Raw genomic sequence first — 12,307 nt, 5'->3', positions numbered from 1 at the left:
GCCATGTTGTATCCCCTGCGTGACAGGCTGCTGGCGGCGGTGATCGCCGTGGTGGCCGCCGTCCCGGCTGCGGCCGAAAACCTGCGTGACATGACCGGCGCGCTGAATGCCGCCGCCGGTCGCGACTGGCCTGCCGCGCGGCAGGCGGCGGCGGGGTCCAGGCCGGTGGCTGTCAGTCTGGTCGATTGGCAGCGGCTGCGGGCCGGGCAGGGGACATGGGCCGAATATCGCGATTTTGCGGCCAGCCATCGCGACTGGCCGGGGATGGATCTGTTCTGGCGGCGCGGTGATGCCGTGCTGCGCCCCGACCTGCCCGCGCCCGAGGTTCTGGCGTGGTTCGGCGACCGCAAGCCCGACACGGCCAACGGCTTTCGCGCGCTGCTGGCCGCGCTGAACGCGACGGATCCGGCGGCGGCCGATGCCGAACTGGCGCGGTTCTGGACCGTTCAGGCCATATCCGCGGAAGACGAGCGGGTCTTTCTGACCGAATATGGCGTCAAGCTGGCGCCCCTGCATGATGCCCGTCTGGCCAGCCTGCTGGATCAGGGCGAATGGGCGGCGGCAGAACGCATGATCCCGCTGGCCAGCCCCGATGCGGCGGCGGTGGGTCGGGCGCGGGTCGCCATGCAGGCCGGGCGCACCGGGGTCGATGCGCTGATCCAGGGCATGCCGCAGGCCTTGCAGGCCGATCCGGGGCTGGTGCTGGATCGTTTCCGCTGGCGGGTCCGGGCCAAGATGCACGATCCCGCCCGCGACCTGATGCTGAGCCAATCGACCAGCGCCGAGGCGCTGCGCGATCCTGCGGCATGGGCCTCGATGCGGGTGGATTATGCGCGCGCGGCGCTGCGGGCCGGTGACTGGGACCGGGCCGAACGCTTTGCCGCGCATCATTTCCTGCCCGCGAACCACCGCAATTATACCGATCTGGAATGGCTGGCGGGCTATGCCGCCTTGCGGGCGGGTGCGCCGGATCGCGCCATTGCCCATTTCCGCAAGCTGGAAAACAGTGGATCGCCCATCACGCTGTCGCGGGCGCATTACTGGCTGGGCCGCGCCCATGAGGCGGCGGGCGATGCGGCGGCGGCGGATGCCGCCTATCAGCGCGCGGCCCGCTTTCAGACCGCCTATTATGGCCAGTTGGCCGCTGAAAAGACCGGCGCTGTCATGTCGCCCGATCTGGCCGTTCCGGGCCTTGCGGCGGAAACGCTGCCCGATTGGCGCGGATCGGCCCTGACCGAAAGTCAGCAATGGCAGGCGGCGGTCTGGCAGATCGCGGCGGGATATCCGGATCAGGGGCAACGCTTTTTCCTGCATATGGCCGAAACCGCCCCGCACGAAGATATCGCCCGTATGGCGCGGCTGATGCTGGAATTGCGTCTGCCATGGCATGCGGTGCGCCTGTCCAAGGCGGCGGCGTCCAGGGGCGGCATCTATCCGGCGGCCTATTATCCGCTGACCGGGTTGGAACATGACGGCCATGCGGTGCCGAACGAGTTGGTCATGTCGATTGCCCGGCAGGAAAGCGAATTCAATTTCGGCGTCAGTTCACCCGCCGGGGCCAAGGGGCTGATGCAGGTCATGCCCGAAACCGCGCGGATGATGGCGAACCGTTTGGGCGAACCCTATGAATTCGACCGCCTGACCACCGATCCCGATTACAACGCCCGGCTTGGCGCGGCCTATCTGCGCGGGCTTTATGACCGCTTCGGGACATCGACGGCGCTGGTGGCGTCCGGTTACAACGCCGGACCGGGGCGTCCGGCGCGCTGGCTGGGCGATTTCGGCGATCTGCGCCGCGAGGCGGACCCCGTGGACTGGGTCGAGATGATCCCCTTTGACGAAACCCGCAACTACGTCATGCGCGTGACCGAGGCGATGCCGATCTATCGCGCCCGCATCTCGGGGAAGCCCGCGCCCATCGTGCCGACATTCGAACTGACCGGGGGCGGGCTGATGCCGCCGCCACCGCCGCCGCCGATCCGGCTGGCCTCATCCGCGCGGCCGCCGCGCGCGCTGACGCCGCTGATTCAGGGGGCCAGCGGCGGCGTCCTGAATGCCGTGGTCCTGCCGATGGTGACAGAGGCGCGGGCCGAACAGGTCAGCCCGCTGCCGATCGGTTCAGGCCCCGCTTCTGGCGCTCTCTCCACCAGGTGAACAGGCTGGCCGAAACGGTGATCAACCCGCCGATGACGACATTCGGGGTCAGGCTTTCGTTGAAGACCATCACCCCCAGCAGGGTGATCCACAGCAGTTGCGTATAGGAAAAGGGCTGCAGGCTGGAGGCCTCGGCCATTTCATAGCAGCGGATCAGCAGGTAATGGGCCAGCGCGCCGGTGCAGCACAGCAGGATCATCCGAGGGATATGCGGCGTGGCGATGGGCTCCATCGTGCGCCAGCCCAGCAGGGTCGCGACCAGCGCGCCCGCGATGCAGGACCAGAAAAAGCTGACCTCGGCCAGATCATCGCGCGAGACGTGGCGGGTGGCGACCAGATAGACCGCGAACATCGTCGCGCCGACGAAAGGCAGCAGCAAATCCCATGAAAAGACCGCGCCGACCGGGTTCAGCACGATCAGGATGCCGATAAAGCCGACGCCGACCGCCGCCCAACGCCGCCAGCCGACCTTTTCGCCCAGCACCGGGCCGGACAGGGCCACGACCAGCAGAGGGCCGCAGGCAAAGATCGCATGTGTGGCGATCAGGCCAAGGCGCACGAATGCCTCGATCATCACGACGATTTCCAGCACCAGCAGGACGCCGCGCAGGATCTGGGTCAGCGGGCGGCGGGAATGGATGACCCGACGCAGCCCGCCGGGGCTGCGCAGGGCCATGGCGATGACGAAGGCGGCCATCGCCCAATAGCGCAGCATGACGATGAAGAACGGCGAATAATTCGCGCCAAGCACCCGCGACATGCCATCCTGCATCCCGAACAGGAATGCGACGCTGCACATGATCAGCACCGCCTTGCCCTGCTGGTCACCGGATGGTGTGGCGGGCGGCGATACGGGCGCGGCGAACTGGCCGCGCTCGGGGGTTTTGTCGGTCATGGGGGGCTCTTGCCGAAAATCGCGCTTGCTTGCGCCCTAGCCGTGCGCCCGCCCGCCCGAAAGGTCAAGAGCCGGTCAGTCGCGTTCCCGGATCACTTTCGCAAGCTGATCGAAAAGCTGCGCATTGGCGGCGATCAGCGACCCCAGATCGACGACGCTTTGCCCTTCGCGCAGGGGTTCGACGAAACCGCCCGCTTCCTTGACCAGCAGGATACCCGCCGCGATGTCCCAGGAATGGATGCCGCGTTCCCAATAGCCTTCGTAGCGGCCCGCCGCGACGTAGGCCAGATCCAGCGCCGCCGAACCGAAACGCCGCACGCCCGCCGTCAGCGGCATCAGCCGCGCCAGATCGGTCAGCGTGCCGGGCAGGGTGCCGCGCCCGCCAAAGGGCACGCCGGTCGCAAAGATCGATCTCGATCATCTGGCGCCGCCCCGAAACCCGGATGCGCTGGTCGTTCATGAATGCGCCATCGCCCTTTTCGGCGGTGAACAATTCGTCCTTGGCCGGGTCAAAGACCACGGCGGCGACGATTTCGCCCTTGTGTTCCAGCGCGATCGACACCGCCCAATGGGGCAGGCCGTGCAGAAAATTGGTGGTGCCGTCCAGCGGATCGACGATCCAGCGGCGGGTCGGATCCTCGCCCGGTTCCGTGCCGGTTTCCTCGCCGACCCAGCCATAGTTCGGGCGGGCGCCGCGCAGTTCGTCCTTGATGATGCGTTCGGCCTCGCGGTCGGCGCGGCTGACGAAATCGCCCGCGCCCTTGACCGAGACCTGAAGGTTTTCGACCTCGCGGAAATCCTTGACGAGGGAACGGCCGGCCTTGCGCGCGGCCTTGATCATGATGTTGAGATTGGCGCTGGCCATCGGGGAATCCTTGTGCGGGTAAGCCAGCGTCATAGTGTCAAGCGCCCGAATTGTGAAGCGCGACGACAATCGCGCTTCACGTCACATCCGCAAAAGCCGCAAGGGCTCGGTCCGCGACAGGCGCAGGACATAGGCCATGAAGGGCTGGGCCAGATCTTCCTCGCGCATGGCAGCATAAAGACGGCGCAGGATGCCCTTGGGGCCAAGCGGGATCGTCGCCAGTTCGGGATTGCCCGCATGGGCGCGCAGCACCCAATCGGGCATCACCGCGACCCCGCGCCCCGAGGCGATCAGCATCAGCGCGACCGATGTCTGTTCGACCTGCCGGACATGCGCGGGCTCGACCCCCGCCGGGTCGAGGAACTGGGAAAACACGTCCAGCCGCGCGCGCTCCATCGGATAGGTGATCAGGGTTTCGCCGCGCAGATCCTGCGGATCGGCATAGCCCTTTTGCGCCAGCGGATGACCGGCGGGCACGACCATCGTCGGCGCATAATCGAACAGCGGCTGAAAGGTCACGCCCGGCGTCGGATCGGGGTCGGATGAAATCACCATGTCGACCTGCCCCTTTTGCAGCGCGGGCAGGGCCTTCAGCGCCAGCGAACTGCGGATATCCAGATCGACATCCGGCCATGCGCGGCGAAAGCGGTCCAGCACCGGCAGCAGCCAGTCGAAACAATGGTGACATTCCATCGCGACATGCAGGCGGCCCGCGCGGCCCTGTTCGACGGCGCGGAATTCGGCCTCGGCCGCCTCGATCAGGGGCAGGACCTGTTCGGCGGTGCGCAGCAGGCGCATCCCGGCGGCGGACAGGCGCAGGGGTTTGGTCTTGCGCAGGAACAGTTCGACCCCGGCCTGATCCTCCAGCGCCTTGATCTGATGCGACAGTGCCGATTGGGTCAGGTTCAGCACATCCGCCGCGCGGGCCAGGCCGCCCTGTTCATGGATCGCGCGCAGCGAGCGCAGATGGCGCAGTTCCAGATGCATATGAACGGATCTCATGACGATATTGCAGATTATGAATTTGTCTCACAACGCTGGACATGCGACAAGCCCGGCAGAAAGAGGGTTTCGTCATGTCCACGCCGCACGTCAGCTTTGAATTCTTTCCGCCCCGGAATCTGGACCAGTCCTTCCGGCTGTGGGAAACCGCCAAGGCGCTGGCGCCGCTTGGTCCCGATTTCGTGTCGGTGACCTATGGGGCGGGTGGCACGACGCGGCAGTTGACCCACGAAGCGGTCAGCGCGCTGACGACGCATTGCGGGCTGAACGTCGCGGCGCATCTGACCTGCGTTGACGCCACGCGCGACGAAACCATGAAGATCGTGGCCGATTACGCGGCGGTCGGCGTGCATGAGATCGTGGCGCTGCGCGGCGACGCGCCCCAAGGCCATGACAAATTCACCGCCCATCCCGATGGTTTCGCCAGCTCGGTCGAGCTGATCGAGGCGATTGCCGCGCGCGGCGATTTCACCATCCGCGTCGGCGCCTATCCCGAACCGCATCCCGAAAGCCCCGATACCGCCGCCGATGTCGCCTGGCTGAAGCGCAAGGTTGACGCGGGCGCGACCTCGGCCATGACGCAGTTCTTTTTCGCGCCGGACACCTATTTCCGTTTCCGCGATGCCTGCGCCGCTGCCGGGATCGACGCGCCGATCATCCCCGGCATCCTGCCGATTCAGGGCTGGGCGGGGACCCGGCGTTTTGCCGAACGCTGCGGAACCTCTGTGCCGCAATGGGCCGATGACGCCTTTGCCCGCGCGGGCAAGGAGGGCGAGGCCGCGCTGGCCCATGAGCTTTGCGTCGATCTGTGCGAAAAGCTGATCGCGGGCGGTGTGGACCGGCTGCATTTCTATACGCTGAACAAGCCCGAACTGACCGCCGCCGTGTGCGGGGCATTGGGGATCGTGGCGCAGCCCGAACTGGTCAAGGTCGCCTGACCCCGACCCCGACCACAGGGAACCGGGCCATTCAGAATCGGACCGCTGCGCCGGCGCCGGCGTTTTCTATTCCGCAGGAGTATCCGCCGTGTCGCCGCGATTGTCGGGCGGTGCGGGGCGCGGCGCGCGGCGGAACCGTCTTTGCCGGATCGGGTTGGCCGAAAAGCGCGCCAGCGGCCCGGTCAGCAGCGCGGGGCCGGTATAGGGAACCCTGACCGAAGGGTGCAGCATTTCCGACGGGCTGCTGCCCGCAACGCGAGGCGCGCGCGCCAGAAAGGCCTTGCCCCAGTGCCGCCACGACCCGACCGAAGGCGCGCTGCGGTCGCAGGGCAGCCGGTCTTCCCACCCCTGCGGCAGGGGCAGGCCCGCGCCTTCGGCCAGCCGCATCATCCAGACCAGCGGAATATTCGCCAGGGGCCGCGCCGGTTCATAGCCCGACAACTGCCCGCCGATATCGGGGTGACAGCCCCGGAACCACATCTGCCGGACGCGCTGGTCGCTATCGTCATTCGCCCAGAGCAGCGGCTGAAAGGCCGCGCGGGTTTCGTCCAGCGCCAGCGCCTGCGCCCCCAGATCGACGTGATCGCCCAGCCTTGTGTCGTGGAAACGGAAACGCGGTTCGGTCAGCATCCACAGCAGGGGCAGGCGGATGCCAAGCGCCATCACCGTGTCGAACACCCCGATCATGCGGATCGGCACATCCTGATGGCAATGCGCGTCCCGAAACGCCTGCCGCTCTGATTCGGTCGAGGGGTCGCGATACAGGGTCCAGGCCTGCAACACGCGCTCTGCCGTGACCGATTCGGGGCGCAGCAGGCCCAGATGGCCGATCATCCCGGCCAGCGACCGCACGGCAAAGGCGCCCCGCGAATAGCCGAACAGAAAGATCGGATCGCCCGGAGTCCAGCTGCTGGCCAGCCAGGAATAGACGTCGCGGATATGGTTTTCCAGTTCCGCCCCGATGATCAGATCGGGCAGGGTTCGCCATTTTTCCCATTGCATTCCCGGCGCATAGCGCACCCGGACCCGTTCGGGCGTCCGCCCCCACCAGCCCGAAAGCGCGGAATAGATCCGTCCGATCGAGCTGCGCTGTGCCGGGTCGAGCGAGGCGAATGTGCCATCGACCAGGATCACATGGGTAAGGGGCGGGCGTTCGTTCATATCCGTGGGCAGGTTCCTGACGACATGCTGCACACGCTATTAGACCGATTTGGTTACTCCAAGGTCAACACAGTCAGGTGACCCAACTGGCCAAATCCGTTGAAGCGGGTGTTGGTGACGGTGGAATAGGCGCCGGCCCCCTGAAAGACGACGTAATCGCCTTCGGCAATATCGCCGGGCAGGGCGATTTCACCGGCCAGGCGGTCGACGGAATCGCAGGTCGGGCCAAAGATGACATGACCCTGCGGATCGGCCTGACGCAGCACGCCCTCTGGCGAAAACACCTGCACCCGGTCCAGATTGCCGATGATCGGCAATTCGGAAAGCCCGCCGTAAACGCCATCATTCAGAAAGACGCTGGCGCCGTCGCGGACCGCCTTGATGCGGGTGATCAGGGCAAAGGCATCGGCGCACAGCCCACGGCCCGGTTCGCAGACCAGTTCGGGCGCACCGTCGCCAAAGGTGTCGCGGGTCACGGTGCCGATCAGGTCAAAGATCGCTTCCAGATGCGGCTCGACCCCGGTGACGCGATGCGAGGGAAAGCCGCCGCCGACGTTCAGGCGGCGCGCGCGCACGCCCGCCATGTCGCAGATCTCGGCCGCCGTGCGGATATAGGATTCCCATGCCGCCGGATCGGTGCATTGCGTGCCGGGGTGAAAGGTCAGCGAGGGGGTAAAGCCGCGCGCGGCCACCTTGGCCAGCAGTTCCGCCGCCAGTTCCGGCGTCGCCCCGAATTTCGAGCCGAAATCATAGGCCGCGCCCAGCACCGGCAGCTTGAACCGGGGCGAGATTTCGCAGTTTTCCGCCGGGACCGATTCCAGCAGCTTGTCCAGTTCGGAATGGCTGTCGACCGACCATGCCTTGATCCCCGCCGCGACCGCATGGGCGATTTCGGCACGCGAACGGACGGGGTTGTGGTAATGCCGTGCAGCCCCCGGCGCGAGCCGCGCGATCAGGTCGATTTCAAAGGGCGATGCCACGTCGTAACCACGCAGGCCGACCGCCGCCAGCGTGCGGATCACGGCTTCGTCCGGGTTCGATTTCACGGCATAGGTCACCAGACCGGGAAAACCCGCCAGAAAACGCCGGGCGGTCGCTTCCAGCACCGTCGGCGAAAAAACCATGACCGGATTTTCCGGAGCGAGGTTCCGGATGATCTCGACAGGATTGGCCCAAACGGTCTTGGCGCCACGCCCTTCGGTCAGTCCCATGCGCGTTCCCCTTATTATCAGAGCGGTGCCCCTTCGCGGGGGCGAGGTTGTGGTGGAAAAACGGAATGTGCGCCCTATGGGTTCCGATTGCAGCAATGAAAAGGGTAGATTCGGGCTGGAATTCGGTTAAAATAACGGCTGTTATGGCAGAATGACGGAATGACGATGGATGAGCTGGATCGGGGCATTCTGGCGCAGCTTGCGCAGGATGCGCGCATGTCGGTCGCGGTGCTGGCCCGGCGCCTGAAAGTGGCGCGCTCGACCGTGCAGGCGCGGCTGGAGCGGTTGGAAACCAACGGCTCGATCGCGGGCTATACCCTGCGCCTTGGCGAGGCCGCGCGAGAGGGTCGGATCCGCGCCACCTGCCTGCTGACCATTGAACCCCGGTCGCAGGCGGCGATCATTTCGCGGCTGCGGACCCTGCCAGAGGTCGAAAGGATCCACACAACCAGCGGTCGGGTTGATCTTTTGCTGCAGGTATCGGCCGAATCGACCAGCATGCTGGACGATGTGCTTGACCAGATCGGCGGATTGACGGGCGTCAGGTCCAGCGAAAGCCTGATCCACCTGTCCACGAAACTGGATCGCGCGGTCTGAAAGCGCCCCGCCCGTTACGAAACCGTCGCATTGCCAATCCTTCAGGCTGACGGCGCGCGGGCCAGCGTGATGATGCTGTCGCCATATTGGCGCTGGTCGATCTGGATCAGGGGCGCCGGAACGGCGGGGGGGCGGTTGTCTTCCCAGACGATCATCGCGCCGGGGGTCAGCCAGCCGCCCGCAATCAGCCCGGCCACGGCCAGTTCGCCCAGGGCCTTGCCATAGGGCGGATCCAGAAACACCAGCCCGTAACCCGCGCCGCGATTTTCGCCCAGATTGGTCGCATCGCGCCGCCAGACATCGGTGACGCCCATGGCGCGGGCCTTTTCGATATTGGTGCGCAAGAGCGCCCGCGCGGCCACGCCGTCATCGACAAAGGCGACGCGGGATGCGCCGCGCGACAGCGCCTCCAGCCCCAGGGCGCCGGTGCCTGCGAACAGGTCCAGCACGCGGGCATCGGGGATCGGATTGCCATGGGTGCCGTTGATCAGCAGGTTGAAGACCGATTCGCGCACCCGGTCGGTGGTCGGGCGCAGATGGGCTGCGGCATCGCCCGCGCCGACATCCGCCAGTTTCAGCCCGCGCAGGCGACCGCCGACGATTCTCATGCCATCAGTTCCTTGATGTCGGTGGCGGTGGCGACCAGTTCGGGGGATGGGCTGCGGCCCGCCTCGATCAGGCGCTTGCCGACCATATAGGCGCGGGCGTCGTTCAGCGCATCGACGGCGATCAGGCGGTCGCCCCGGAAATACCATGTGCTGCCGGAATGGGGCGCATCGGCCCGGCGCAGCACGCTGCGGTCATAGCCGTTCAGCAGGCCCGCGATCTGCAATTTGGCGTCGAACTGATCCGACCAGAACCACGGTTTCGGGACATACGGCCTTGCCGCGCCAAGGATGTTCGCCGCGACGGCCTCGGCCATGTCGATGGCATTGCCGACGCTTTCCAGCCGCAGCGTCCCGCCATCCAGCGGCAGGCTGGCACAATCCCCCGCCGCCCAGATCCGCGGGTCCGAGGTCCGGCCGAACGCATTCGTCGCGATGCCGTTGTCCAGCGTCAGCCCGGCGTTTTCGGCCAGCGCGGTTTCCGGGGTCACGCCGATGCCGCAGATCACCAGATCGGCGGGCAGGGTGCGGCCATCGGCCAGCGCGACCCCGTTCGCGCGGCTGTCGCCGGTGATGCGCGCAATCGCCATGCCTTCCAGAATGGTGACGCCATGAGCGTGGTGCAGGTCGCGGATCATCTGCGCGGTTTCGGTCGCGGCGACGCGGCCCAGAATGCGCGGGGCGGATTCGACCAGCGTGACGTTCAGGCCCAGCTTGCGGGCGACGGCTGCGGCCTCCAGCCCGATATAGCCGCCGCCGATCACGACCAGATTGCGGCCCGGTTGCAGTTCGGGGGCAAGCCGGTCGATATCGGCCAGATTGCGGATGACATGGGTGCCGGGCAGGTCGCCACCCATCGCGGCGGGCAGGCGGCGCGGCACCGCGCCAAGCGTCAGGATCAGCGCATCATAGGGGTAGCTGCCCCGGTCGCTGTCCACCACCTGCGCGGCCGCGTCGATCCGGGTCGCGCGTTCGCCCAGATGCAGGTCGATGGCCTGCTCGTCCCACCATGCCGCATTGCGCAGGGTCAGCCGGTCCAGCCCCATCTGGCCCAGCAGATAGGCCTTGGACAGGGGCGGGCGCTGATAGGGCGGTGCGGGTTCGTCGCCGATGATCGTGATGGTCCCCTGATGGCCAAGGCCGCGCAGCCGCGCCGCCGCCGATGCCGCCGCCTGTCCCGCCCCAAGGATCACGATGTTCATTCTTCGCCCTCGCTGGTCTGCCTGCGCGCCAGACCCTATAGTCGCACCGGACGCTATGCAATTCACGGAGGATGCCATGGCAATTTCAAAGGGTGACCGCCTGCCCGCGGGCAAGCTGTTGAAACTGGGCGAAAGCGGACCCGAAGCGGTCGATGTCGCGGATCTGGCCAACGGCCATGTCGCGATCTTTGCCGTTCCCGGTGCCTATACGCCGACCTGCACGAACGCGCATATGCCCAGCTTTGTACAAAGCGCCGGGGCGTTCCGTGACAAGGGCGTCAGCCGCATCATCTGCGTGACCGTGAACGACCCGTTCGTCGCGGCGGCATGGGCCAAGGATACCGGCGCGACCGATGCGGGCATCGAGGTGCTGGCCGATGCGGACAGCAGCTTTACCAAGGCGCTCGGCCTTGATTTCGACGCCCCGCCCGCTGGCCTGATCGGCCGGTCCAAGCGTTACGCGATGCTGGTGCAGGACGGCACCGTGACCGAGCTTCAGGTCGAGGAAAGCCCCGGCACCTGTTCGGTTTCATCGGGCGCATCGCTGCTGGATCTGATCTGAAGCTGCGGTTGCAGGCTGAAGAATGACATGAATTCCTGCGCGGCGGCGGCGTCGCCGTGCAGCGCAATCGCTCCCTCGGCCGCCAGTTCCTGCGGCGGCTGCGGGCCATAGATCGTCCGGGCCAGCATATTGCCGCTGCCCGTCGCCACGAAATCCGCATCCACCTGCCGGACGGCGCGGACCTGCGGCTGGCCGCTGGACGACAGCGTGACCTCGAACGCTTCTGACCCGCTGACGAAACCCGCGCGCAGCGGGCTGCCCGCCGCGCGGCGGATATCGACGGTGGCGGAAATCGAAATCATCAGCGCCGTCGGACTGATGAACCGCCCCGGATCATGGCCGGGCAGAATCAGCGCCCATCGGCACAGCTCGGTCAGCACCGGATGCAGGGCGCGGCCCCGATCGGTCAGCCGGTAGGTGCCCGGCACGGGGTCGTGATCGACCACCCCCGCATCGACAAGCTGGCCAAGGCGCCCGGTCAGGACGCTGGCCGTGATGCCCGGCAGGCCCGCGCGGATCATCTGGAACCGCTTGGGCGCAAACATCAATTCCCGCACCACCAGCAGCGCCCAACGGTCGCCGATGGTGTTCAGGGCATGGGCGCCAAGGCAGCCCTCGTCATAGCGCAGACGCGCGGATGTGCCGTTTCTTGCCATCCGAAAATATTATCAGTTGTTTTTTACTACTGCAACTGCGACGCTTGGATGGTCGCGATTCGACACACCAATCAATGGGAGTGAGACGATGACCTATTATTCCGGCTTCGTGCTGGCCGTGCCGACCGCAAATCGCCAGAAATATATCGACCATGCCCGGCAATCCTGGCCGATGTTCCAGCGTCGCGGCGCGTTGCGCATGGTGGAAACCTGGGGGGTCGATGTGCCCCATGGCGAAACCACCGATTTCTATCGCGCCACGCAGGCCAAGGACGATGAAACCGTGCTGTTTTCCTGGGTTGAATGGCCCGACCGCGCAACGGCGGATGCGGCCTATGCCGAGATGATGCAGGATCCCGACATGGCCGCGATGGGCGACATGCCCTTTGACGGCAAGCGCATGTTCTGGGGCGGGTTCGAGCCCGTCGTCGATGTCTCGTAATCCCGCCGCGACAAGGA

At 66.3% G+C, this 12,307-nt stretch carries 12 protein-coding genes and 1 pseudogene; 5 read left to right on the top strand and 8 right to left on the bottom strand.

Annotation, left to right across the window (positions count from 1 at the left end; all coding sequences use genetic code 11):
• Positions 1–3 precede the first annotated feature (3 nt).
• A complete protein-coding gene (locus PE067_RS13745; RefSeq protein WP_276190140.1) occupies positions 4–2,154 on the top strand; it encodes a lytic transglycosylase domain-containing protein in 2,151 nt (716 codons plus the stop codon).
• Here the strand turns inward: PE067_RS13745 and PE067_RS13740 are convergent.
• The 3 genes and pseudogenes from PE067_RS13740 to PE067_RS13730 all read right to left on the bottom strand — a co-directional run bounded on the left by PE067_RS13740 (position 2,099) and on the right by PE067_RS13730 (position 4,901).
• The gene (locus PE067_RS13740; protein WP_276190138.1) at positions 2,099–3,049 is read right to left on the bottom strand and encodes a DMT family transporter; all 951 of its coding nucleotides are present in this window, start codon (positions 3,047–3,049) and stop codon (positions 2,099–2,101) included. The two genes, PE067_RS13745 and PE067_RS13740, sit on opposite strands and share 56 nt — an antisense overlap.
• 75 nt (positions 3,050–3,124) lie before the next feature.
• Positions 3,125–3,914, bottom strand: a pseudogene (locus PE067_RS13735) (inositol monophosphatase family protein).
• Positions 3,915–3,995: 81 nt separating this feature from the next.
• Positions 3,996–4,901 carry a LysR family transcriptional regulator gene (locus tag PE067_RS13730; protein WP_276190287.1) on the bottom strand — a complete coding sequence of 302 codons (906 nt, stop codon included), beginning with the start codon at positions 4,899–4,901 and terminating at the stop codon, positions 3,996–3,998.
• Between the two features lie 89 nt (positions 4,902–4,990).
• Here PE067_RS13730 and metF point away from each other — a divergent pair, with 89 nt between their 5' ends.
• Positions 4,991–5,854 carry a methylenetetrahydrofolate reductase [NAD(P)H] gene (gene metF / locus PE067_RS13725; protein WP_276190135.1) on the top strand — a complete coding sequence of 288 codons (864 nt, stop codon included), beginning with the start codon at positions 4,991–4,993 and terminating at the stop codon, positions 5,852–5,854.
• 66 nt (positions 5,855–5,920) lie between these two features.
• Here the strand turns inward: metF and PE067_RS13720 are convergent, their stop codons facing one another.
• A complete protein-coding gene (locus tag PE067_RS13720; RefSeq protein WP_276190131.1) occupies positions 5,921–7,015 on the bottom strand; it encodes a DUF2235 domain-containing protein in 1,095 nt (364 codons plus the stop codon).
• Positions 7,016–7,068: 53 nt separating this feature from the next.
• Positions 7,069–8,226, bottom strand: a complete 1,158-nt coding sequence (locus PE067_RS13715; protein WP_276190129.1) for a type III PLP-dependent enzyme — start codon at positions 8,224–8,226, stop codon at positions 7,069–7,071.
• A gap of 165 nt (positions 8,227–8,391) precedes the next feature.
• On the opposite strand from PE067_RS13715, the gene PE067_RS13710 reads away from it, so the two are divergent.
• On the top strand, positions 8,392–8,823 hold the full coding sequence (locus PE067_RS13710) for an Lrp/AsnC family transcriptional regulator (protein ID WP_276190286.1): 432 nt from the start codon (positions 8,392–8,394) through the stop codon (positions 8,821–8,823).
• A 41-nt stretch (positions 8,824–8,864) separates the two neighbouring features.
• Here PE067_RS13710 and PE067_RS13705 read toward each other — a convergent pair whose 3' ends face one another.
• Positions 8,865–9,431, bottom strand: a complete 567-nt coding sequence (locus tag PE067_RS13705) for an RsmD family RNA methyltransferase (RefSeq protein WP_276190128.1) — start codon at positions 9,429–9,431, stop codon at positions 8,865–8,867.
• Positions 9,428–10,630 (bottom strand): FAD-dependent oxidoreductase, encoded by a 1,203-nt coding sequence (locus tag PE067_RS13700; protein WP_276190127.1) that lies wholly within the window; start codon positions 10,628–10,630, stop codon positions 9,428–9,430. Before PE067_RS13700 ends, PE067_RS13705 begins: the two co-directional genes overlap by 4 nt.
• A 76-nt stretch (positions 10,631–10,706) precedes the next feature.
• Here PE067_RS13700 and PE067_RS13695 point away from each other — a divergent pair, with 76 nt between their 5' ends.
• Positions 10,707–11,192: a peroxiredoxin gene (locus tag PE067_RS13695; RefSeq protein WP_276190126.1), complete on the top strand. Its 486-nt coding sequence runs from the start codon at positions 10,707–10,709 to the stop codon at positions 11,190–11,192.
• Here PE067_RS13695 and PE067_RS13690 read toward each other — a convergent pair.
• Positions 11,126–11,848, bottom strand: coding sequence for a winged helix-turn-helix transcriptional regulator (locus PE067_RS13690; RefSeq protein WP_276190124.1), 723 nt, complete (start codon positions 11,846–11,848; stop codon positions 11,126–11,128). The genes PE067_RS13695 and PE067_RS13690 overlap by 67 nt on opposite strands.
• An 88-nt stretch (positions 11,849–11,936) precedes the next feature.
• Here PE067_RS13690 and PE067_RS13685 point away from each other — a divergent pair, with 88 nt between their 5' ends.
• Positions 11,937–12,290, top strand: coding sequence for a DUF1428 domain-containing protein (locus PE067_RS13685; RefSeq protein ID WP_276190123.1), 354 nt, complete (start codon positions 11,937–11,939; stop codon positions 12,288–12,290).
• The last annotated feature ends 17 nt before the right edge of the window (positions 12,291–12,307 follow it).

Origin of the sequence: Paracoccus sp. DMF-8 (assembly GCF_029309835.1) — a bacterium.
Taxonomy (GTDB): domain Bacteria; phylum Pseudomonadota; class Alphaproteobacteria; order Rhodobacterales; family Rhodobacteraceae; genus Paracoccus.
The sequence above is the reverse complement of the archived record's forward strand: the minus strand, read 5'-3'. Positions and strand labels throughout refer to the sequence as shown.